This window comes from Paenibacillus larvae subsp. larvae, from assembly GCF_002003265.1.
GTDB lineage: Bacteria > Bacillota > Bacilli > Paenibacillales > NBRC-103111 > Paenibacillus_H > Paenibacillus_H larvae.
Map to the genome: position 1 here is coordinate 652,888 of NZ_CP019687.1, position 22,576 is coordinate 675,463.

Below are 22,576 nucleotides of genomic sequence, written 5' to 3' on the forward strand. Positions count from 1 at the left end.
ATGATCGGATCGCTTAGCTGGAACTTTGCCGTATCTATTGTTGCCTTTGCCCTTACCTTTACTTTTTCATTATTTGATAATGTCCTGTTAACTACACTTATACGCAGCATATACAGTTTTATTATTTTGTTCGCACTCATGTTTGTCTTTAGATGGGTATTTGGAATAATTCTCAACTATACCGAACAGCAGCACATAGAACAGGAGGACGATTCGTCCAAAGGAGTACATATTGATTTAACTACACCACTGGAAGAAGAGACAGTCTCCAACCTTCCGGTATCGTCTTCCGGGGAAGATAAGGAAAAATCTTCCAAAGCACCTACATCCGACAAAGAGGAGTTCTCACCACTTACTCCTCCGAAGTTATCGAAACTTAATCAGTCCGATGCTGCTCAACTGTCTGATGCGCTCCGTCATTTGTCAGAGAAATAAGGATGGTGAATGCTCATGATTCAAGAGAAACAATCCCGCCTTGCTCACGAAGAGTTATGGAAGGCATGGAAAGAAGCGGGCTGCTTGGAGGCCAAGCAGTCTTTACTGGAGCAATACCTGCCGCTGGTGGACTATGTTTCCAGCCGGATGTCTAACGGATTGCCGAGGAATGTGGCCAAGGAAGATCTGGCAAGCTTCGGAGTACTGGGGCTGATGGATGCGGTGGAGAAATTTGATCATACCCGGGGGCTGCAGTTTGAAACCTATGCCTCTTGGCGAATCCTGGGGGCAGTCATCGATGGGCTCAGACAAGGGGATTGGGTTCCAAGATCACTTCGGGAAAAAGCCAAAAAAATAGAAGATGCCTATCAAAAGCTTGAACAGCACTATTTAAGAACTGTAACGGATGCGGAAATCAGCGAATACTTAGGTGTGGAGGAAGAAGAATTCCGGCAGATGCTCCAGGAAATTAATGTAACCTCTATTTGCTCTGTGGATGACCCTATTAAAGAGGAAGAATCTGAAACAAGATTATCATTACTTATTGACGAAAAGGCAAAAAACCCTGAATATAAAGTTAATGAGTTTTATTTAAAAGAAACCTTGGCGAGAGCGATCGAGAAGTTGACGGAAAAAGAGAAAATCGTTGTTTCGCTGTTTTATTTTGAAGAACTCTCGCTCAGCGAAATCGCGGAGGTTATGAGTCTTTCTCCATCCCGCATTTCCCAATTACATTCTAAAGCTATTCTACGACTGAGGGGGACGCTGAACAAATACAAGATTCAACTTTTTCAAGATAGTTGATTATACCAGAAAGGTTGTATGATGATATGTTAAGTTCTGGCATTCTGGACAAGCTGATGAACGTAACCATCTCGGAAGATAAACTGATCGCTTACTTGGAAGTTCTGCATGTGGAAGAGGACATGCTTCTCTCTATGGATGAGCTTCGGGCCTTTTTGCGGTCAAATACGATCGTAAGCGGTCTGAGTGACCAGGTCTTATACCAGATTGTTGCGAACCCCCGGGCCTTTTTGAATAAAAAAACGGTAATTGCCGAAGGGAAGAAGCCTGTAAACGGGACAAACGGTTACATTGAATATGTTTACGAATTGAGCCGTCAGGAGAAAAAACCTATGGAAACTGCGGATGGCCGGGTAAACTACAAAGAAGTTACGATACTTAATAATGTAAAGAAGGGCCAGTTGATCGCCAAAAGGATTGCAGGCCGTGATGGAAGCCCGGGAATGACCGTCACCGGCGAGGCCATACCTCCCAAAAAGCCGAAAGAAGCCCGTTTTCGCATAGGAAAAAATGCAGTAGCAGATGCTGAACAAATGCATTTGTATGCCACTATTGATGGGCTCGTAACCAAAACCGACAGAGGAAAGATCAATGTTTTTCCTGTTTACGAAGTTAATGGGGATGTTGACTATAATATAGGAAATATTGATTTTGTGGGAACCGTAGTTATTCGGGGAAATGTGCTTCTGGGCTTTCGGATCAAGGCATCCGGCGATATCAGGATAGTCGGGGGTGTAGAAGCAGCTGAACTGAAGGCTGGAGGCTCTGTTGATATTACAGCAGGCATTCTAGGCCACAATAAGGCGCGTATAATCGCCGGAATGAATGTGAAAAGCTCTTTTATTCAAGATGCTTATGTAGAAGCCGGGGATTCCATCGTGGTGAATCAGAGCATCATGCATTCTATGCTGAGGGCAGGTAAAACCGTCCAATGCAGTGGTGCGAAGGGACTGATAGTCGGTGGGACGATTCAGGCAGGAGAGCTCGTTAGCGCGAGGACAATTGGAAATTCCTTGTCCACGGTTACTGTCATTGAGGTAGGAGTGTTGCCTCAACTCCGGAATGAACTTTCCGGGCTCAGACAACAGCTTAAAGAATTAATGGACCATCAAATGAAAACGGATAAAGCGGTTGCTTTATTGGACCAGCTTGCTGCAGCAGGGCAATTAACGGGAGATAAGCTGGAAATGAGAGTAAGGCTGAGCCGGACCAAAAAACAGATGGTGCAGCAGCAGGCGGAGATCAAAGAACGCATTTTGGAATTGGAGCAGTCTCTGGAAGAGACGAATCAGGCTCAAGTACAGGTGAATTCTATTGTATACGGTGGAACGAAAGTGGTCATAGGCCGTTACACACGATTTGTAAAAGACCCTATCAGTAAAATCAAATTTGTTCTGGCAGACGGAGATATTTCAATCGCCAATTTATAATTAGATAGTAACATTAAGCAGGCGTCGATGGAGGAATGGTTATGAGCTTTCATTCGATTGATTTACAGCTTGCCATACATAAAAATGACCAGGCCGGACTAAAACAGCATCAGATGATGCAAAAACCGTCTGAAGACCAGGTCATAACGGGACAGGAAACGATGAAACTGGCAGAGAAGAAGCTCCGGCAAAGCACAGAGGTGGATAAATCAGGGGCTTCCGGGATTCAGGATGACGGACAACGCGGACAGAATGGGTCGCAGGGAGGAAGGAAATACAGATCAAGCCGAAGATCAAGAAACGAATGCACCCCGATTAAAGCATCCCTACAAAGGACGCTTTATCGATTTATCCTTATAGAATCAAAACTTTTTACTTCTCCATCATGAAAGGTGTTAACAGCATGCAGCCATGGATTTATATTGTTCTTGTGGGTCTATGCATTCTTGTTTTTGCACTGCTTCGCAGACAGGAAAAAAACGGCCAATCAGAAAGCAGCATACTGCCGCAGGTAGGACAGCTGATGGATCACTTTGCGGCTGATTTGGAAGAACAGAATGAAGCTTTGATGAAAGTCCTGCAAACGAACAAACAGGAAAACGAGATGAAGCTTTCCCGGATGCAAGGGCATATTGATTCTCTTGAGGGTCAGGTCTCCCAGTTAGCCTTGGCCCAAGCTGAATTAGCAGCCGCCGTTCAGAAAATCTGTAGTGAGAACATTCAGATGCAGCCTGTTCCGGATTCGGAATCTACGGGTGAAAATAGCTCGGGTTTACCAAACGGCTTTGAAATTGGGACTCCGAATGAACCAAGCATTCGTCAGCGCTATCCGGATATTTTTCGGCTGTACGACCAAGGAAAGTCCGTTGAATACATTGCCAAAAAGACAGAAATGAACAAAGGGGAAGTTGGGCTGATTCTCGGTTTGGCAAAACAGGAGGAACAGGATCGTGTTTAAAAATAGGTATTTTCTAATTGGTCTTGGTTCCGGGTTAATTGCGGGAGCTCTATTGCTGCAGCTGATGAACGTTGCCGTACAGCCGGTACAGTCCCCCCATACAGCGGGAGTGAGTCCTAAAGAAATGGATCCCGCTTCTTTAAAGGAAGCTGCAAAATCTTATTACCAGATTTTTGATAAACAAGAGAAAGTATATACCCAAGATCAGTTTAAAGAAGAGTTAAGCAAACAGCTGGAAGGTGAGGCAGCACATAAAGAAGAAAAAGCCGGCGGGAAGCAAGGATATTTATATGTCGCCTCAAACATGGACTCCAAATCGGTCAGTGACCTTCTTGAAAAAATGGGATTCGTTCAGGACAGCAAAGAGCTTCAGCAGGAGCTTAATAATAGGAACCTGCAAACTAAAATCCAGACCGGGCTGCATCATTTTGAAGGACAGCCTTCACTGGATGAGATCATCACCAATTTGACTACCTTACCATAAAACAGGCTGTCGCAGTCGCAGAAAGGCGCCTGTTTTTCTGTTTAAATTCGTTTTGACACGGATAGCCAAAGTGTTGCAACGGGTTCGCAGTTGTGGTATATTTGTTGACGGTGTTATTACATACGTCTGTCAATTTGCTTAATGGTGCTTGCTGAAAGGCGAGTTTTAAGTAAAGATGCGATGGGCGGAGGATCACTATAAAACCATTTTTAGAGGAGGTGTGTGAGGATGGCAGTTATCTCCATGAAACAGCTGCTTGAAGCTGGGGTACACTTCGGTCACCAAACCCGTCGTTGGAACCCGAAAATGGACAAATACATCTTCACCGAAAGAAACGGAATTTACATCATTGACCTGCAAAAGACAGTTAAGAAAGTTGAGGAAGCTTACAACTTTGTTAAATCTCTTGCTGAAGAGAATGGAACCATTCTTTTCGTAGGTACAAAGAAACAGGCCCAAGACTCTGTAAAAGAAGAAGCCGAACGTTGCGGTATGTTCTATATCAACCAACGTTGGCTTGGCGGTACACTGACAAACTTCCAAACTATTCAAAAGCGGATCAATCGTCTTCGTGAACTGGAAAAAATGGAAGAGGACGGAACTTTCGACTTGCTGCCTAAAAAAGAAGTTATCCTTCTGCGCAAAGAAAAAGACCGTCTTGAGAAATTCCTTGGCGGTATTAAAGGCATGAAAGGCTTGCCAAGTGCATTGTTCGTCATCGACCCGCGCAAAGAACGCATCGCAGTTGCTGAAGCCCGTAAATTGGGTATCCCGATCGTAGGTATCGTGGACACTAACTGTGATCCGGATGAAATTGATTACGTGATTCCTGGTAACGACGATGCAATTCGCGCTGTCAAGCTTCTCACTGCTAAGATGGCAGACGCTGTAATTGAGTCTCACCAAGGTGAAGAAACAACTGCTTAATTGATATAAGCGAAAGAAAAAAGGGTGGGTTGAAGGTGCTTAAGCCTATCACCCACCCTTTTTTTAAAAGATAAGCTCTTTGAGCAGTATCTTATTCAAGTACTTACGTAAACTATTCGGGAGGTTCCAAAATGGCAATTACCGCAGCTATGGTAAAAGAACTGCGCGAGAAAACAGGCGCAGGTATGTTAGATTGTAAAAAAGCACTGGATGAAGCAAACGGTGACGTTGCTAAAGCAACCGAGCTTCTTCGTGAAAAAGGCCTTGCTGCCGCAGCGAAAAAAGCCGGACGTGTAGCCACGGAAGGTATGGTTGAATCCTATATTCATGCAGGCGGACGTATCGGAGTTCTGGTTGAAGTAAACTGCGAAACCGACTTTGTTGCCAAAACAGACAATTTCCGTGCCCTGGTAAAAGATATCGCTATGCAGATCGCAGCGGCAAACCCGACTTATGTTCGCCGCGAAGAAGTGCCTCAGGAAGCGATCGAGAAAGAAAAGGAAATCTTGAAAGCCCAGGCTTTGAACGAAGGTAAACCAGCCCATATCGTTGAGAAAATGGTGGAAGGCCGCATGAGCAAATACTATGAAGAAGTTTGCCTGCTTGAACAAGCTTTCATTAAAGATCCGGATAAAACCGTTGAAACTCTTTTGAAAGAGAAGATCGGTCAAATCGGTGAAAACATTTCTGTTCGTCGTTTCGTTCGTTTCGAGCTGGGTGAAGGTCTTGAGAAGAAACAGGACAACTTCGTTGAAGAAGTTATGGCTCAAGCGAAACTTTAATAGGCAACCCGAAATAGGAACACACACCGTGTTCCTTCTTTTTTAAAATAAAGTATTCAGTTGAATCAATTTCATCATACAACTGGTGAGCGCTTAATCGAAAAGATATAGATAAATACGGTCCGGATTTAACTATATCTTGTACCCGTTTGGATGAAAATCTAAGTTATGAAATGGATTCATTTAAGAAATGATAAGCTTTTTTGGGAAACGGAGGGTTTTTAAAGTTGGAGCGACCTTTTTTCAAACGTGTTATTCTTAAACTAAGTGGGGAAGCTTTGGCAGGACAGCAGGGGTACGGCATCGATTCCGAGATGATCTCCTCGATTGCGGCTCAAGTGAAAGAAGTTGTCGACTTACAGGTGGAAGTGGCAATTGTCGTAGGCGGAGGCAACATTTGGAGAGGAATCGCCGGAAGTTCCAAGGGCATTGACCGGGCCACTGCAGATTATATGGGAATGCTGGCAACGGTAATGAACTCCCTGGCATTGCAGGACGCACTTGAAACTATAGGAGTTCCTACCCGTGTGCAGAGCTCAATATCCATGCAGCAAGTCGCTGAACCATATATCCGCCGAAGAGCTATCCGTCATTTGGAAAAGGGACGCGTAGTCATATTCGCAGCCGGAACCGGTAACCCCTATTTCTCTACGGATACAACAGCAGCGCTTCGGGCAGCGGAGATCGAGGCTGAAGTGATTCTTATGGCCAAAAACAAGGTCGATGGTGTTTACTCTGCTGATCCGTTCAAAGATGACGCAGCCGTGAAGTACGAAACCTTAACTTATTTGGAAGTATTGAATAAAAACCTGAGAGTTATGGACTCAACAGCATCTTCCTTATGTATGGACAATGATATTCCGCTAATCGTCTTCTCCATTACGGAGAAAGGCAATATCAAGCGCGTAGTGCTCGGCGAAAAAATCGGTACAACAGTTAAAGGGAGTGTATAATTCATGCCTCAATCAGTGAAAATAAATGCGGAAGACCGTATGCAAAAAGCAGTAGCAGCTCTTCAAAAAGAGCTGGTTTCACTTCGTGCGGGCCGTGCTACTCCAGCACTGCTTGATCGTGTTCAAGTGGAGTATTACGGAGCAATGACGCCCCTGAATCAGCTGGCGAACATTAATGTGCCGGATCCCCGCACTCTACTCATCCAACCTTGGGACAAAAGTTCTTTAGGTGCTATTGAGAAGGCGATTTTGAAATCTGAGCTGGGATTAACTCCTACAAGCGACGGTACAATGATTCGTCTTACGATCCCGCCGCTAACAGAGGAGAGACGGCTGGAATTGGTTAAAATGACAAAAAAATACGGAGAAGACGCGAAAGTGGCCATCCGCAACATCCGCCGTGATTCGAATGAAAGTATTAAAAAGATGGAAAAAACGGAGATTTCAGAAGATGAATCCAGGCGTCATCAGGATGATATTCAGAAATCAACCGACAAATATATTGCAGAAGTAGATAAAGTACTGGCTGCGAAAGAAAAAGAAATTATGGAAGTCTAGCAACAAGTGAGGCCCCTTATCTATTGGTATAGCTGGGGGCTTTTCATCTTTCCTTTAGTGGAGGAAAAAAGATGTTCAATCCGTTAAAAAAATGGTTTGGGAACAGTTCCGGTCAGAAGGAGAAACCGGATGCTTCATCCCTTGATCTTGAGAACGTTCCGAAACATGTGGCGATTATCATGGATGGCAACGGTCGCTGGGCCAGGCAAAGAGGCTTGCCCCGGGTAGCCGGCCATCATTCAGGTATGAAAAATGTCAAAAAAATTACGATGGCCGCCAATGACATCGGGGTACAGGTACTTACGATGTATGCGTTCTCGACTGAGAATTGGAAGAGACCAAAGGAAGAAGTGGAGTTTTTGATGAAACTGCCGCAGGAATTCTTCCCTTTGGAAATTGATGAACTTATAGAAAATAATGTTCGCGTTCATATGACAGGCTGGTGTGAAGGACTGCCGGACCATACGCTAAAGGCGGTCGAGGGTGCCATTGAACGCACGAAGCACAATACCGGTCTTATTCTTAACTTCGCCCTTAATTATGGCGGACGGAAAGAGCTTCTTTCCGGCGTCCATGAAGTGGTTCGGGATGTGAAATCCGGTAAACTTGATCTGTCGCAGCTCGACGAAGAAACTTTTTCCGGGTATATGCTGACCGCAGGCTTGCCTGATCCGGATTTATTGATCCGTACAAGTGGCGAGCTGAGATTAAGCAATTTCCTCTTATGGCAGCTGGCCTATACGGAACTATGGTTCACAGATGCCTACTGGCCAGAATTTACTGAATCTCATTTTTATCAAGCTATTGCGGAATATCAACGTCGTGCAAGGCGGTATGGCGCGGTATAATTACGGTTTGGAGGTAGTATCTTTTGAAGCAGCGTATTGTCACAGGTGTGGTTGCCGGTGCTGGATTCATTGCTCTGTTAATTCTCGGCTCCTATTGGTATGCCGCTTTACTCTTGCTCATGGCAATTATCGGCTATGACGAATTTGTCCGGATGATTCATATGAAAGCAAACAAGGGAACGTATGCAGCAGGCTGGCTGGGGTTGATCGTGCTTACAATTCCCTGGAGCCTGACAGGATGGTCTTTTCAACCTGATACTTCTGCAGTCATCTGGCTGCTGATGTTTGTTTTGCTCGCCATAACGGTTTTGTCCAAAAATAAAATTACAATCGATCAGATTGCCCTCCTCTTTATTGGAGTAGTTTACATAGGGATTGGGTTTTATTATATGATCCTGACGCGTCTTGAAAATGGCTTGTTCTGGACACTGCTCATCTTTCTTTGCATATGGGCTAGTGATGCAGGAGCTTATTTTGTCGGATCAAAGCTGGGGAAACACCCGCTTTGGCCGGTTATAAGCCCTAAAAAGTCTGTGGAGGGTTCCATTGGCGGTGTAATTATTGCCGCAATCGTAGCAGTAGCTTTTGCGTTATATGATCCGGAACTGCTTTCAATCGGACGGGCAGCCCTGCTTGGTGTTGTTATCGCTGTAGTAGGCCAGCTGGGAGATTTAATCCAATCGGCATATAAACGGGTCAAAGGCATTAAAGATACAGGCGCCATCCTTCCGGGGCACGGGGGCATACTCGACCGTGTGGACAGCTGGCTTATCGTCTTTCCTATCGTTCACTTGCTGTCTTTGCTTCCATAAGTTTTAGGGGAAATTCAGGAAACGGAGATGCTTATGCTAACAACAAAATCAATTTCAATACTCGGATCAACAGGTTCAATAGGAACCCAAACGCTAGAGGTGGTCGAAAATCACCCGGAATTGTTCACCGTTAAAGCATTGGCAGGAGGACGTAATATTAATTTACTTGCTGAGCAGGCCAGAAAGTTTAGTCCGGAGATGATTTCGGTTGCCGACAAGAAACTCGCGGAACAAATAAAATCTCTGGTTCCGCCGGATACGAAAGTTTTCTATGGCGAAGAAGGGTTGATCGAAGCGGCGGCGGGGACGGATGCGGATGTGACACTAACGGCAGTTGTGGGAAGCCAAGGTCTAAAGCCAACTCTTGCTGCCATAGAATCAGGTAAACAAATTGCACTCGCCAACAAGGAGACCCTGGTAAGTGCCGGACATCTGGTTACGGAAGCAGCCCGGAAGCATAAAGTTACTCTGCTCCCCCTAGATAGTGAGCACTCTGCTATTTTTCAATGCCTAAACGGAGAAAACAGCAAAGACGTTCGTGCTATTACGTTAACGGCTTCAGGCGGTTCTTTTCGGGACAAAACCCGTGATCAGCTGCAGGGAGTCACAGTGAAGGAAGCATTGAACCATCCGAACTGGTCAATGGGAGCAAAAGTAACGATTGATTCGGCAACAATGGTTAATAAAGGACTGGAAGTAATTGAAGCTCACTGGCTTTTCGGGGTTCCTTATGGACAAATTGAAGTTATGATCCATCCCGAGAGTATTATCCACTCTTATGTCGAATTCCAAGACTACAGTATTATAGCTCAATTGGGTCTTCCTGATATGAGAATTCCGATTCAATATGCCCTAACCTTTCCTAAGCGCCTGCCGTCTCCAGGTAAGAGTCTTAACCTTGCCGAGATCGGCAAGCTGCATTTTCAAAGGATGGACTTTGACCGTTTTCCATGCCTTAGAATGGCATATGAATGCGGAAAGGCTGGAGGTACAGCCACAACCGTATTCAATGCAGCTAATGAAGTGGCAGTTGCCCGGTTTTTAAAAGGTGAAATTTCTTTCCTCAAAATTGAAGATTTGATTGAACGTACGCTAAATGCGCATAATCCGGAAACAATGCCGTCTTTGGAGGAGATAACAGAAGCAGATTCATGGGCTAGAACATTTGCCTCGCAAATCCGTTAAGTTTCTCTGTAGGTCATATGGGGCAAAGAACCATAAAGAGTCAACTTGATTAGACGAGCCGTCAGCCGCGGTGCCGGTTGTCAGGCTCTTTTTTCAACAAGGGGAAAGTCAATTGAACCATTTCCCCGTACGCTTAAATTAAAAATAAGCGAATCAATTTCATCATTTAGATTTCCATCCGACCGGATCTTTCTTAAACAGGAGGGTAAAGTTGTTACTGATTACTTCTAAACAGGATCCCTCTCTCGTATACATGCCATAGGTTTGGTATGGCTTGTTTTAAACTTAGAAATAATGTTAATCTAAGACATATGACGCAAAGGAGGGATGGTGCGGCATGATCGAAACCGCTTTGAAAGTGATCTTTCTATTTTTCGTCCTCGTATCTATCCACGAGTGGGGACATTTTTATTTTGCCAAGCGTGCCGGCATTTTGGTCCGCGAGTTTGCCATCGGATTTGGGCCAAAGCTGTTCTCTCATAAAAAAGGTGAAACCAGATATACGCTGCGCCTTCTTCCATTTGGCGGCTACTGCCGTATGGCCGGGGAAGACCCTGAAGTAGTAGAAGCGCAAAGCGGCCAAACCATTGCCGTGGAGTTAAATAATGAGGGGAAGATCGGCAAGATTTATCTGGACCAGCTCGATCGAAGATCTCATGTTATTCAAGGGGTTATTGAAGAGATTGATCTCGAAAGAGAACTCTTTATCCGGCTGGATGTAGGAGGAGAATCTGTTCAATATCCTGTTCAAGAAGATGCCATGATCGTGGCCAAAGGCAAGGAAACCCAAATTGCCCCTTACGACCGGCAATACTCCAGCAAGACTGTCGGAGCACGTGCTTTATCCATAGTGATGGGACCAGTCATGAACTTTTTGCTTGCTATAGTCTTGTTCCTGATTCTGGTCATCATGAGCGGAGTCCCGACAAATGTAAAAATGGACTCAGTGATGGCTAATCAGCCTGCTGCCAAAGCTGGCCTGAAAGCCGGGGATATTGTGATATCCGTTAACAACGAACCGATTGGTGCCGATCAGGACAAGTTTAAAAGACTCATTCAGGCATCACCGGACCAAACGATGGATTGGTTAGTAAAACGCGGTAATGAAGAGATTCCTTTAAAGGTAACACCGGAACAAATTGATGGGACTATCATGGTAGGAGTGCGCATAACGGCGGATACAAGAACGGCTTCTTTCAAAGAAGTTATGACAGGCACCTACAATCATGTCGTCAATTCTACGGTAGGCATCATGGACGGATTCAAAAAGCTGGTGCTGGGTGATTTCAAGATGGATGATCTTGGTGGTCCTGTCCGCATTGTGGAAGTTACCGGACAATTTGCATCGGTTGGATTTTCTGCTTTCCTTTACTGGATGGCACTGCTCAGCCTTTACCTTGGAATATTCAACCTTCTTCCATTTCCGGCCTTGGACGGAAGCCGTCTTGTTTTCTTGGGTCTGGAGGCGGTCAGAGGGAAACCGGTCGATCCTAATAAAGAGGGGATGGTCCATTTCATCGGTTTTGCCATGTTGTTCATGCTGATGATAGCCGTGACCTACAACGATATTTTAAGATTGATCAAACAGTAATATAGTTTTACTATAGTATCAGTGTATGAAGTTGTCTGCCGCCGGGACTGCCGGCAGCAGACTGTGAGGAGGAGCATATGTCGAAGGATAAGCAGTTTGTCAAAGAGATTACACCTCAGCAGGAGGACTTCTCGCAGTGGTATATTGATGTCATCAAAAAAGCGGATTTAATGAGTTATTCACCCGTTAGAGGCTGTATGGTTTTCAAACCGGACGGATATGAAATTTGGGAAAACTGCCAGCGCATTTTGGATGATATGTTTAAGGAAACGGGTCATCGCAATGCTTATTTTCCGCTCTTTATTCCGGAAAGTTTTTTCCAGAAAGAGAAAGAACATGTGGAGGGTTTCAACCCTGAATTACCTTGGGTAACTGAAGCGGGTGGCGAAAAGCTGGAGGAACGGCTGGCAGTTCGTCCGACTTCAGAAACCATGGTAGGCCATATGTATGCGGAATGGATCAATTCCTACCGGGACCTTCCGCTGCTGATTAACCAATGGGCGAACGTAGTACGCTGGGAAAAAAGAACACTCCCATTCCTGCGAACGAGCGAATTTTTATGGCAAGAAGGGCATACGGCACATGAGGATGAAGCGGATGCCAGAAAAGAAACGATGCAGATGCTGGAAATCTACCGAACCTTTGTCGAAGATTACTTGGCTATTCCTGTTATTACCGGACAAAAAACACCATCCGAAAAATTTGCCGGGGCTATCGATACGTACTCTATTGAAGCGATGATGAAGGACGGCAAAGCGGTACAGGCAGGCACATCGCATTACTTGGGAACGAATTTTGCTGAAGCATTTGATATTAAATTTTTGAATCGTGAAAATCAGCATGAGTTTGTTCATACCACATCCTGGGGAGTATCGACCCGCTTGATTGGTGCTATGATTATGGCTCACGGTGATGACCGCGGACTTGTGATGCCGCCGAAAGTTGCTCCGACCCAGGTTATTATGATTCCAATAGGACCGGCTAAGACCAGAGACCAGGTCCTCGCTAAGACATACGAACTTCAGACAGAGATCAAAAAAGCCGGTTTCCGGGTACGGGTGGACGCCCGTGAACAAAGTCCGGGCTGGAAGTTCAACGAATACGAAATGAGAGGGGTCCCGGTACGGGTAGAGCTTGGCCCCCGCGATATGGAAAATGGACAGGTGATTCTTGTATCCCGTGTAACCGGAGAAAAGAAAGTGGTAGCACAGGATAACCTGGTTGAAGAGATCACCCGGCTTCTTGATGAGGCCCATAACCAAATGTTTGCCAAAGCGAAGCAGTTCCTGGAAGAACATATGATCAGTGTGGATACACTGGATGAATTTAAAGCATTTTTGGAAGCCAAGCGCGGCTTTGCATTAGCCGGGTGGTGCGGTTCAGAAGCTTGTGAAGCTACAGTTAAGGATGAAACTGGTGCTACGAGCCGCAACATTCCATTTGAACCAAGAGAACATAAATCCACGTGTCTCGTTTGCGGAGCACCTGCTAAGCATACGGTGGTATTCGGCAAATCTTATTAATCGGGCAGTCCGGGGCAAAAGAATTTACTTTTGCCCTTTCTTATTGACTACTGCCAAACAGGCGGTAATACGGGGAGGATGGACATGACGAATACGGCAGAGAAAAGGAAGCGGTTCGAGCTTTTGATGCAGCAGGCAGAGATCCCTTCCGAACTGGCACAAGCCTTTTTTTCGGATGCCTACATAGAGAAGGTGGAATGCAGCCGCACGAACCGCGAGTGGACATTTTATTTACTGAAATCAACTATAGTTCCTCAGGAAGCGTACAGGAACTTTTGCAAAAGGATTCAAGAGAAATTTCAGCATATCGCGAAAATACGATTTAAACTGCACATGCAAGAGGCACAGCCTGCTGAAGTAGTAGAGCAGTTTTGGAGCTTGTTTATCGAGTGGGTACAGCGGGAAGCCGTGTCCGTGAACGGCTGGCTAAGCCGGGCAAAAGTAGAGGTCCAGGATCATCTATTAACGTTAACCCTGCTGGACAATATTGGGCTTGAACTGGCAAAAAAGAAAAAGATGGACGAATGGGTCCGCACCTTTTTCATGGAATATTTCATGACCGAGTTGTCGGTTCGATATGCGGTAAGCGAGATGTCGGAAGAAGAGTACGTTCAGTTTGCCAAACAGATTGAAGAAGAAGAAAAAGTGGTTACTCAGGAAATCATGCAATCAGTTAAACAGGAAGAAACAGCCGCAGCAGAAGCTTTGGATGCTGATGTGCAGCTGATGGTCGGTTATGAAATTAAAGATATGCCGGTTCCGATTATGGAAGTAATTGATGAAGAAAAGAAAATCACCATTCAGGGAACAATTTTTGGCCTGGAAATGAAAGAACTGCGCAACGGGAGTCCGCTCTTTACTTATAATCTTACAGATTTTACCGATTCTATTATGATGAAATCATTTGCCAAGACAAAGGAAGATGTACGTGTACTTAGCCTTCTGGCTAACGGCAAATGGATTCGGGCCAGAGGCCGGGTAGAATATGACCGTTTCATGCAGGTACCTGAGCTTGTAATGATGCCGTCCGATATCAATGAAGTTCTTCCTCCCAAAGAGAGGACAGATGATGCGGAAGAGAAGCGGGTAGAATTCCATCTTCATACGACGATGAGCACCATGGATGGAATTACACCGGTAGGAGAGTACATTAAGACAGCTGCCAAATGGGGCCACAAAGCTATTGCAATAACGGACCATAGCGGGGTTCAATGTTACCCAGATGCTAACAAGGCGGGAAAGAAACACGGCATGAAAGTCATTTATGGGCTGGAAGCTAACGTGGTTAATGACTCTGTACCAATTGTTGAAAACTCCAAAGAAATCAAATTGAAAGAAGCTACTTATGTTGTGTTTGATATTGAAACGACCGGCTTATCCGTTATCAATAACAAGATTATAGAAATAGCCGGAGTGAAAATGAAAGATGGAAAAGAGATTGGACGGTATACAACTTTTATCGACCCTCATGAAAAGATTCCATATAACATTCAGCAGCTGACCAACATCACAGATGAGATGGTACAGGGAGCCCCTGATATCGCCGAGGAGCTGCCGAAATTTGTCGAGTTTGTAGGGGACGCTGTGCTTGTTGCGCACAATGCCAGATTCGATATGGGCTTTATCCAGGCGAATCTGAAAAACATTGGCATGCCTGAACTGCCCAACCCTTCTCTGGATACGCTGGAGCTGGCGAGACTTCTATTCCCGTCCTTGAAAAATCATAGACTGAATACACTTGCCGATAAGTTCAAGGTCAGCCTGGAGAATCACCACCGGGCCATTGATGATACGGTTGCACTTATGCATATTTTAAATCATTTACTTCAAGAAGCAGAGGAACAGAACCTGACACAGCTGAACCGGTTGAATGATCATGTGGGAAAAGATTTAAGAAATACAAGACCGTTCCACTGCTGCATATATGCCAAAGATATGGTTGGGAAGAAGAATCTGTACAGGCTTGTTTCTTTATCGCACACGGAATATTTTCACAGGGTAGCTTGTATTCCTAAAAGCAAACTGATTGAACTGCGGGAAGGACTCATCATTGCTTCAGGCTGTGAAAAAGGGGAATTTTTCGAAGCGGTTCTTAACAAATCGATGGAAGAAGCCGAGGGAATTGCTGAGTTTTATGATGTTTTGGAAATACAGCCTGTTGATTATAATAGGCATCTGGTAGAAAAAGGGCTTGTAGGCAGCAAAGCGGATCTGGAGGATGCGGTGAAACGTATTATCCGGATTGGTGAGAAACTTGGTAAACCGGTTATAGCCACCGGTAATGTCCACTATCTTCACCCAAGGGATAAAGTATGCCGGGATATTACGATTAACGGCATAACCGGATTTAGCCCGCTTAAGGACATGAAAAAACCGGATGCCCACTTCCGAACTACTTCCGATATGCTGGAGCAATTTCAATTCCTCGGTAAAGAGAAAGCCTATGAAGTAGTCGTCAAAAATACGAACGAACTGGCAGACCGCTTCGAAGAACTCGAACTGTTCCCGGACAAGCTCTTCACCCCGATTATTGAAGGAGCAGACGAAGAAATCCGGACAAAATGCTATAATACGGCGAAGCAGATTTACGGCGAAGACCTTCCCCAGGTTATTATTGACCGGCTTGAGAAAGAACTTGTTCCGATTATCAAATACGGGTTCTCTGCAAACTATCTCATCTCGGAGAGACTGGTTAAAAAATCGAATGAAGACGGCTATCTGGTTGGATCACGGGGTTCCGTCGGATCTTCTGTTGTGGCAATGATGCTTGGAATATCTGAAGTTAATCCGCTTCCTCCCCATTACATTTGCAGTTCTTGCAAACATAGTGAATGGTTCATGGACGGAAGTGTCCCCAGTGGATTTGATCTCCCTGACAAGGAGTGCCCGCATTGTGGCGGAAAGCTGAAGGGTGAGGGGCAGGATATTCCGTTCGAAACATTCCTCGGTTTTAAAGGCGACAAGGTACCGGATATTGATCTCAACTTTTCCGGTGAGTATCAGCCAGTGGCCCATAATTACACAAAGGTGCTCTTTGGCGAGAAAAATGTATTCCGGGCAGGAACAATAGGAACGGTGGCGGAAAAAACAGCATTCGGCTATGTGAAAAAATATGAAGAAAGCCTTGGAAAAAAATGGAGGAATGCAGAGATAAGCCGGCTTGCTTCAGGGTGTACCGGGGTTAAAAGGAGTACAGGACAGCATCCTGGGGGAATTGTTGTAGTACCGGATTATATTGAAGTGGATGATATTACGCCTGTTCAATTTCCGGCGGATGATACGAAATCGGAGTGGAAAACAACCCATTTCGATTACCACGCCTTTGATGCGAACTTGCTAAAACTGGACATTCTGGGTCACGATGACCCGACTATGATGAGAATGCTTCAGGATTTAACCGGCGTAGATCCGTTGAAAATTCCAATGAATGACCCGAAGGTAATGAGCATCTTCAATTCGACGGATGCGCTTGGCGTAACTCCCGAACAGATCCGTTCTCCTGTAGGCACTTTCGGAGTGCCGGAGATGGGTACTAAATTCGTTCGCCAGATGCTTCAGGAAACACAGCCGAGCAGCTTTGCGGATTTGCTGCAAATTTCCGGCTTGTCCCACGGCACGGGGGTTTGGCTTGGCAATGCCCAGGAACTGATACGAAAAGGCATATGCAGCATTAAAACCGTTATCGGCTGCCGGGACGATATCATGTTGTACCTGATCTATAAAGCCGGCATGGATGCAGGGCTGGCTTTTAAAATTACAGAGAGCGTGCGGAAAGGAAAGGGGCTTACGGACGAATGGAAAGAGGAGATGAAAAAACACAACGTGCCGGATTGGTATATTGAATCCTGCGAACGGATTGAGTATATGTTCCCGAAAGCCCACGCCGCAGCTTATGTCATCTCAGCTGTTCGCACGGCGTACTACAAGCTGTATCATCCTATCGCTTTCTATGCTACTTACTTTTCTGTCCGGGCGGAGGACTTTGAACTCGATCTTCTTTGCCAGGGATACGATACCATTTTAAAACGACTGATTGAGATTGAGGAAAAAGGTTTTCAGGCGCTTCCTAAGGAGAGAGCGATGATTTCCATCCTGGAAATGGCCCTTGAAATGACAGCCCGGGGTTTCAGTTTCAAACCGGTTGACCTGTACCGGTCGGAAGCCAACAAATTCATTATCGACGGGGATTCGCTCATTCCTCCATTCTCAGCGGTTCCCGGTATTGGAGAGAATGCCGCTAAAAATATCGCGGCTTCGCGTGAAGGCGGAGATTTCCTCTCCATTGAGGATTTTCAGACTAGGGCAAAAGTATCGAAGAGTATAGTGGAATTGCTGGGTCAAATGGGCTGTTTCCGCGGGCTTCCCGAGTCCAACCAGCTTTCCCTGTTTTAATTGGGCGCCTGAAAAGGATTCACTATTGTCATAAGAATTAAGGTTATGGTATAATTTTTCTTGGCAATAATGAGGATATCGACTTATTAACGGGAGAGTGGGGCAACCCACTCTTTACATTTTGCTATGAGACTTTTTTGGTTACTAAGACCCGAAAAGACAGTACAGGAGGATCGGTCAACCATGAGTTCATCCATAAAAAGCATTGTCGAAGAGATGATGAAGGATTATCTCACTGAAAACGGTTTTGAACTAGTGGACATTGAATATGTGAAAGAAGGCAGCAACTGGTTTTTACGCGTGTACGTCGATAAGTTGGAAGGCGGTATTGATATAGAGGATTGCGGCAGAATCAGTGAGTATCTAAGTGCCAAGCTGGATGAGAAAGATCCTATTCCAACGGCTTATTTCCTGGAAGTATCGTCTCCAGGTGCAGAGCGCCCGCTAAAAAAACCACAGGATATAGCCAAATCTGTTGGCAAACACGTATTTATTACTACATACGAGCCTGTGGATAATGCAAAAGAGTTTGAGGGAGAACTTCTTTCTTTTGATGGCGAGACGCTGGTAGTAAAAACCGCTAAGAAGAAAAGCTCCATTCCTTATGAGAAAGTGGCCAGCGCCAGATTAGCGATTGTATTCTAATAATTGTTGAACTAATGAAAGGGGGAAGTCGATTCAGATGAACAGCGAGTTTATTGAAGCCTTATCTGAAATCGAAAGGGAAAAAGGAATTTCTAAAGATCTACTTATTGATGCTATTGAAGCCGCCATGATTTCGAGCTACAAGCGCAACTTTAATACAGCACAAAACGTAAGGGTCGATATCAACCGGCAAACAGGCGTGATTAGGGTGTTTGCCCGCAAAACTGTTGTAGAGGATGTTCTGGATCCGAGACTTGAGATTTCCCTCACGGCTGCACGCGAAATAAACCAGAATTATCAGCTTGGTGATATCGTAGAGATTGAGGTAACGCCCCGGGATTTCGGCCGGATTGCGGCCCAGACAGCGAAGCAAGTAGTCACGCAGCGAATCCGGGAGGCCGAACGGGGATTAATTTACAATGCTTTTATCGATAAAGAAGAAGATATCGTTACCGGTATCGTACAGCGCCAAGATCAGCGAAGCTATTATGTGGATCTTGGCAAAGTAGAGGCTGTGCTTCCTCTTAATGAAGTGATGCCTACAGAAAAATTTAAGCACGGAGATCGTGTTAAAGCCTATATTACGAAAGTGGAGAATACGACGAAAGGGCCGCAAATCATTCTTTCCCGTACTCATCCGGGACTGCTGAAACGTTTGTTTGAACTGGAAGTGCCCGAAATCTTCGATGGAGTAGTTGAAATCCGTTCCGTTGCGCGTGAAGCGGGCTTCCGTTCAAAAATTGCCGTTGATTCCCGGAATGAGGAAGTAGACCCTGTCGGTTCCTGTGTGGGCCCTAAAGGATTGCGTGTTCAAACTATTGTGAACGAGCTGCGCGGGGAGAAGATTGATATTGTCCGCTGGATGGAAAGTACGGAAGAGTATGTAGCTAATGCGCTGAGCCCTTCCAAGGTACTGGAAGTGAATATCTTTGAAGATGAAAAGATGGCAAGGGTCATTGTTCCGGATTATCAACTTTCCCTTGCGATTGGGATCAAGGGACAGAATGCCCGGCTTGCAGCCAAGCTGACTGGCTGGAAAATTGATATCAAGAGTGAGACTCAGGCTGAGCAGGAATTTGGCAGACCTAGAACGTCTACGGAGGAAATGCATCAAGATTCCATCAGCATTGATTGATGACGGACCGCGAGAGAAGGGGTGATAACAATGAAACAAAGAAAAACTCCTCTACGTAAATGTGTGGCCTGCCAGGAAATGATGCCCAAAAAGGAACTGATCCGGGTTGTGCGGACACCGGAAGGTGACATCCAGATTGACCTCAAAGGAAAAAAATCCGGTCGCGGTGCCTACCTGTGCGGGAAAGTTTCTTGCTTCCGCCTAGCCCAAAAAACCAAAGCGCTGGACAGGGCATTGAAACACACGGTTAGTGCGGATATTTATGAACAGTTGGAACGGGACTTTATTTCTGTCCAAGATGAATTCCACTCAGGAAAAGAAGTGATGCCTGGTGAGTGATAAGTTTTACTCGTATCTTGGATTGACCATGCGAGCCGGCAAATTAACAACCGGTGAGGATGGGGTACTAAAAGCAATGCGCTCCGGTGATGCGAAACTTGTAATTTTAGCAAGAGACGCCGGTCCGAACACCCTGAAGAAATTTTCGGATAAATGCCGGTCATACGGCATTCCGCTTATGATAGCGGGGGACAGGAGCCAGATAGGAGCAAGCATCGGCAAGGAAGCGCGCGTGGTCGTAGGCATCCTTGATGGCGGTTTCGCCAAGATGCTTCAGAATTGCCAGGTAAATCCCACGGAGGTGAATGGTATTGAGTAATAAACAAAATTCTAAGGATAAACTTCGGGTGTATGAATATGCCAAATCTTTAAATATGAGCAGTAAAGAAATCATAACCATTCTCAAGCGACTTAATATCCCCGTAAACAATCACATGAGTGTGATGGAAAACGAAGCGGTACACAGTGTCGAGAAGTTTTTTCGAGATATCAAAGCAAATGCCGCGGCAAAACGGGCAGTGAATGATGGAGGACATGAAAATTTGAATCAATCAACTACGAATCAGGAACCTAAGCAGGAACAGTCAAAAAGTCAGAAACAAGGTGCAAATACATCTGCCGCTCCAGGTGCGCGCCGCAACCAGCAGAACGGACAACAGCGTCAGAACCAGGGTAATGGCCAAGGCCAATCCCAGCGTAAAGGTAGTGGGCATAATCAAGGGAACGCAAGACCGACTGAGCGAAACAATAACCGCTCTCAATCCCCCGGCCAAAACCAGCAGCGCCGTCAGAATCAAGGGAACAAACCTGTATCAGATAACCATAACAAGCCATCCCGTGTCCAAGCAGGAGGTGCAAACAACACGTCGGAAAAACGCGGTAAAAACAAACACACAGGCGGCAATCAAAAGCGATTTGATGACAATAACCGGGGACAAAACCGGGGAAATAACTATAAAGGCAACAGGGGCAGAGGCCGCAATCAGGAACCGGTTGTTAAGAAAGAAAAAATTGATAATACACCTAAGAAAATCATTGTCCGTGGAACCATGACCGTCGGGGAAGTGGCCAAAGCCCTTCATAAAGATGCTTCGGAAGTAATCAAAAAGCTTCTGTTTTTAGGGGTTATGGCGACGATTAACCAGGAACTTGACCTAGATGCCATTGAACTTGTAGCAACTGAGTTCGGTGTTGCAGTTGAAGTGAAGATCCCGGTAGAAGAAGATAAATTCGAACTCGTTGAGGAACAGGACGATGAAAAAGATCTGAGAGATCGTCCTCCTGTCGTTACCATTATGGGGCACGTTGACCATGGGAAAACAACCTTGCTTGATGCGATCCGCCATACAAGTGTAACGGAAGGCGAAGCCGGAGGTATTACCCAGCATATCGGTGCCTATCAGGTAGAAGTGAACGGCAAGAAAATCACTTTCCTCGATACTCCAGGACACGAAGCATTCACTACAATGCGTGCCAGAGGTGCCCAGGTCACCGATATCACGATTATTGTAGTTGCGGCTGACGATGGTGTAATGCCACAGACAGTGGAGGCAATCAGCCATGCTAAAGCAGCTAATGTACCAATTATTGTAGCGGTGAATAAAATCGATAAACCTACTGCAGATCCAGGGAAAATCAAACAAGCACTCACTGAATATGAACTTGTCCCTGAAGAGTGGGGTGGCGATACGATCTTTGTTGAAATTTCGGCAAAACAACGGATCGGTCTGGAAAACCTGCTCGAAATGATTTTGCTGGTTGCCGAGGTACAAGAGTTCAAGGCGAATCCGAATAAGCGTGCCAGAGGTACCGTGATTGAAGCTGAACTGGATAAAGGAAAAGGCCCGGTAGCCCGTATCCTCGTTCAGCACGGCACGCTGAAAGTAGGGGATAGCTTTGTAGCGGGCACCTGCTTCGGACGTGTGCGTGCCATGATGAATGACAGGGGCAAAAGATTAAAAGAAGCGGGCCCATCTTCTCCGGTGGAGATTACCGGTCTTGCTGAAGTACCGCAAGCAGGTGATCCGTTCATGGTGTTTGAAGACGAGCGGAAAGCTCGTTCCATTGCTGAAAAACGTGCCGTAACCCAGCGTCAGAGTGAAATGAATGCAAATGCCCGGGTTACTCTGGATGATCTGTACAAACACATTCAAGAGGGTGAAATCAAAGATCTGAATGTCATCATTAAAGCCGACGTTCAAGGATCGGTAGAAGCTCTTCGCAGTTCACTTGAGAAGATTGAAGTGGAAGGCGCCCGGGTAAAAATTATTCATACTGGCGCCGGAGCTATTACGGAGTCGGATATTATTCTGGCTTCCGCATCCAATGCTATCATTATTGGCTTTAACGTCCGTCCTGAACCGGCTGCCAAAGCGACTGCTGAAGAGGAACAAGTAGATATTCGTCTGCATCGGATTATCTATAATGTTATTGAAGAAATTGAGCAAGCCATGAAAGGGATTCTGGATCCTGAATTTAAGGAAACTGTAATCGGACATGCGGAAGTGCGCAATATCTTTAAAATTTCAGGTGTCGGTACAATCGCCGGCTGTATGGTAACCTCAGGTAAAATAACCCGCAATGCGGAAGTACGTCTGGTTCGGGACGGTATCGTGATTGTGGAAGGCAAAATTGACTCCCTCAAACGTTTCAAGGACGATGTAAAAGAAGTGGCCCAAGGCTACGAATGCGGTATTTCCATCGAGAAATACAACGATATTAAAGAAGGGGACACCATTGAAGCCTTTGTGATGGAAACAGTTGAGAGGTGATAAC

The 22,576-nt window shown here is 45.5% G+C and carries 21 protein-coding genes; all 21 read left to right on the plus strand.

Annotated elements, in window-relative coordinates:
• The 21 genes from BXP28_RS03665 to infB all read left to right on the plus strand — a co-directional run bounded on the left by BXP28_RS03665 (position 1) and on the right by infB (position 22,572).
• On the plus strand, positions 1 to 435 hold the full coding sequence (locus BXP28_RS03665; protein WP_023484704.1) for a hypothetical protein: 435 nt from the start codon (positions 1 to 3) through the stop codon (positions 433 to 435).
• Positions 436 to 450: 15 nt separating this feature from the next.
• Positions 451 to 1,239, plus strand: a complete 789-nt coding sequence (locus BXP28_RS03670) for a FliA/WhiG family RNA polymerase sigma factor (protein WP_023484703.1) — start codon at positions 451 to 453, stop codon at positions 1,237 to 1,239.
• Between the two features lie 26 nt (positions 1,240 to 1,265).
• Positions 1,266 to 2,669 (plus strand): flagellar assembly protein A, encoded by a 1,404-nt coding sequence (locus BXP28_RS03675; RefSeq protein ID WP_036654029.1) that lies wholly within the window; start codon positions 1,266 to 1,268, stop codon positions 2,667 to 2,669.
• A 41-nt stretch (positions 2,670 to 2,710) separates the two neighbouring features.
• A complete protein-coding gene (locus tag BXP28_RS03680) occupies positions 2,711 to 3,058 on the plus strand; it encodes a hypothetical protein (protein ID WP_051427801.1) in 348 nt (115 codons plus the stop codon).
• 14 nt (positions 3,059 to 3,072) lie between these two features.
• Complete coding sequence (locus tag BXP28_RS03685; RefSeq protein ID WP_024094264.1) at positions 3,073 to 3,627, plus strand: hypothetical protein; 555 nt, start codon at positions 3,073 to 3,075, stop codon at positions 3,625 to 3,627.
• Positions 3,620 to 4,111: a hypothetical protein gene (locus BXP28_RS03690; protein ID WP_023484699.1), complete on the plus strand. Its 492-nt coding sequence runs from the start codon at positions 3,620 to 3,622 to the stop codon at positions 4,109 to 4,111. The genes BXP28_RS03685 and BXP28_RS03690 overlap by 8 nt, the downstream gene beginning before the upstream one ends.
• Positions 4,112 to 4,339: 228 nt before the next feature.
• Positions 4,340 to 5,038: a 30S ribosomal protein S2 gene (rpsB, locus tag BXP28_RS03695; RefSeq protein WP_024094263.1), complete on the plus strand. Its 699-nt coding sequence runs from the start codon at positions 4,340 to 4,342 to the stop codon at positions 5,036 to 5,038.
• Positions 5,039 to 5,169: 131 nt separating this feature from the next.
• Positions 5,170 to 5,820 carry a translation elongation factor Ts gene (gene tsf, locus BXP28_RS03700; protein WP_023484697.1) on the plus strand — a complete coding sequence of 217 codons (651 nt, stop codon included), beginning with the start codon at positions 5,170 to 5,172 and terminating at the stop codon, positions 5,818 to 5,820.
• Positions 5,821 to 6,047: 227 nt separating this feature from the next.
• A complete protein-coding gene (gene pyrH, locus BXP28_RS03705) occupies positions 6,048 to 6,773 on the plus strand; it encodes a UMP kinase (RefSeq protein WP_024094262.1) in 726 nt (241 codons plus the stop codon).
• A gap of 3 nt (positions 6,774 to 6,776) precedes the next feature.
• On the plus strand, positions 6,777 to 7,331 hold the full coding sequence (frr, locus tag BXP28_RS03710; RefSeq protein ID WP_036654032.1) for a ribosome recycling factor: 555 nt from the start codon (positions 6,777 to 6,779) through the stop codon (positions 7,329 to 7,331).
• Between the two features lie 71 nt (positions 7,332 to 7,402).
• Positions 7,403 to 8,179 (plus strand): undecaprenyl pyrophosphate synthase, encoded by a 777-nt coding sequence (gene uppS / locus BXP28_RS03715; RefSeq protein ID WP_023484694.1) that lies wholly within the window; start codon positions 7,403 to 7,405, stop codon positions 8,177 to 8,179.
• Between the two features lie 23 nt (positions 8,180 to 8,202).
• Positions 8,203 to 8,991, plus strand: coding sequence for a phosphatidate cytidylyltransferase (locus BXP28_RS03720; protein WP_023484693.1), 789 nt, complete (start codon positions 8,203 to 8,205; stop codon positions 8,989 to 8,991).
• A gap of 33 nt (positions 8,992 to 9,024) precedes the next feature.
• Positions 9,025 to 10,176, plus strand: a complete 1,152-nt coding sequence (locus BXP28_RS03725) for a 1-deoxy-D-xylulose-5-phosphate reductoisomerase (RefSeq protein ID WP_036656569.1) — start codon at positions 9,025 to 9,027, stop codon at positions 10,174 to 10,176.
• A gap of 337 nt (positions 10,177 to 10,513) precedes the next feature.
• A complete protein-coding gene (gene rseP, locus BXP28_RS03730) occupies positions 10,514 to 11,767 on the plus strand; it encodes an RIP metalloprotease RseP (protein WP_023484691.1) in 1,254 nt (417 codons plus the stop codon).
• 77 nt (positions 11,768 to 11,844) lie between these two features.
• Positions 11,845 to 13,290, plus strand: a complete 1,446-nt coding sequence (proS, locus tag BXP28_RS03735; RefSeq protein ID WP_023484690.1) for a proline--tRNA ligase — start codon at positions 11,845 to 11,847, stop codon at positions 13,288 to 13,290.
• 84 nt (positions 13,291 to 13,374) lie between these two features.
• Positions 13,375 to 17,682 (plus strand): PolC-type DNA polymerase III, encoded by a 4,308-nt coding sequence (locus tag BXP28_RS03740; RefSeq protein ID WP_036654033.1) that lies wholly within the window; start codon positions 13,375 to 13,377, stop codon positions 17,680 to 17,682.
• Between the two features lie 183 nt (positions 17,683 to 17,865).
• Entirely contained in the window at positions 17,866 to 18,327 is a 462-nt protein-coding gene (gene rimP / locus BXP28_RS03745) for a ribosome maturation factor RimP (RefSeq protein WP_023484688.1), read from the plus strand.
• 37 nt (positions 18,328 to 18,364) lie between these two features.
• Positions 18,365 to 19,462: a transcription termination factor NusA gene (nusA, locus tag BXP28_RS03750; RefSeq protein WP_023484687.1), complete on the plus strand. Its 1,098-nt coding sequence runs from the start codon at positions 18,365 to 18,367 to the stop codon at positions 19,460 to 19,462.
• Between the two features lie 30 nt (positions 19,463 to 19,492).
• Positions 19,493 to 19,801 (plus strand): RNase P modulator RnpM, encoded by a 309-nt coding sequence (rnpM, locus tag BXP28_RS03755; protein WP_036654035.1) that lies wholly within the window; start codon positions 19,493 to 19,495, stop codon positions 19,799 to 19,801.
• Entirely contained in the window at positions 19,794 to 20,120 is a 327-nt protein-coding gene (locus tag BXP28_RS03760; RefSeq protein WP_374049659.1) for a L7Ae/L30e/S12e/Gadd45 family ribosomal protein, read from the plus strand. The genes rnpM and BXP28_RS03760 overlap by 8 nt, the downstream gene beginning before the upstream one ends.
• Before the next feature lie 55 nt (positions 20,121 to 20,175).
• Positions 20,176 to 22,572: a translation initiation factor IF-2 gene (infB, locus tag BXP28_RS03765; RefSeq protein WP_394804672.1), complete on the plus strand. Its 2,397-nt coding sequence runs from the start codon at positions 20,176 to 20,178 to the stop codon at positions 22,570 to 22,572.
• Positions 22,573 to 22,576: the final 4 nt, after the last annotated feature.

What these genes read in the sequence shown, in the direction of transcription:
- rseP (WP_023484691.1), top strand. Translation starts at nt 10,514, where the DNA reads ATGATCGAAACCGCTTTGAAAGTGATCTTTCTATTTTTCGTCCTCGTA.
- BXP28_RS03675 (WP_036654029.1), top strand. Translation starts at nt 1,266, where the DNA reads ATGTTAAGTTCTGGCATTCTGGACAAGCTGATGAACGTAACCATCTCG.
- frr (WP_036654032.1), top strand. Translation starts at nt 6,777, where the DNA reads ATGCCTCAATCAGTGAAAATAAATGCGGAAGACCGTATGCAAAAAGCA.
- uppS (WP_023484694.1), top strand. Translation starts at nt 7,403, where the DNA reads ATGTTCAATCCGTTAAAAAAATGGTTTGGGAACAGTTCCGGTCAGAAG.
- BXP28_RS03725 (WP_036656569.1), top strand. Translation starts at nt 9,025, where the DNA reads ATGCTAACAACAAAATCAATTTCAATACTCGGATCAACAGGTTCAATA.
- BXP28_RS03665 (WP_023484704.1), top strand. Translation starts at nt 1, where the DNA reads ATGATCGGATCGCTTAGCTGGAACTTTGCCGTATCTATTGTTGCCTTT.
- BXP28_RS03685 (WP_024094264.1), top strand. Translation starts at nt 3,073, where the DNA reads ATGCAGCCATGGATTTATATTGTTCTTGTGGGTCTATGCATTCTTGTT.
- BXP28_RS03680 (WP_051427801.1), top strand. Translation starts at nt 2,711, where the DNA reads ATGAGCTTTCATTCGATTGATTTACAGCTTGCCATACATAAAAATGAC.
- proS (WP_023484690.1), top strand. Translation starts at nt 11,845, where the DNA reads ATGTCGAAGGATAAGCAGTTTGTCAAAGAGATTACACCTCAGCAGGAG.
- BXP28_RS03670 (WP_023484703.1), top strand. Translation starts at nt 451, where the DNA reads ATGATTCAAGAGAAACAATCCCGCCTTGCTCACGAAGAGTTATGGAAG.
- infB (WP_394804672.1), top strand. Translation starts at nt 20,176, where the DNA reads ATGAGCAGTAAAGAAATCATAACCATTCTCAAGCGACTTAATATCCCC.
- rpsB (WP_024094263.1), top strand. Translation starts at nt 4,340, where the DNA reads ATGGCAGTTATCTCCATGAAACAGCTGCTTGAAGCTGGGGTACACTTC.
- tsf (WP_023484697.1), top strand. Translation starts at nt 5,170, where the DNA reads ATGGCAATTACCGCAGCTATGGTAAAAGAACTGCGCGAGAAAACAGGC.
- BXP28_RS03740 (WP_036654033.1), top strand. Translation starts at nt 13,375, where the DNA reads ATGACGAATACGGCAGAGAAAAGGAAGCGGTTCGAGCTTTTGATGCAG.
- nusA (WP_023484687.1), top strand. Translation starts at nt 18,365, where the DNA reads ATGAACAGCGAGTTTATTGAAGCCTTATCTGAAATCGAAAGGGAAAAA.
- rnpM (WP_036654035.1), top strand. Translation starts at nt 19,493, where the DNA reads ATGAAACAAAGAAAAACTCCTCTACGTAAATGTGTGGCCTGCCAGGAA.
- rimP (WP_023484688.1), top strand. Translation starts at nt 17,866, where the DNA reads ATGAGTTCATCCATAAAAAGCATTGTCGAAGAGATGATGAAGGATTAT.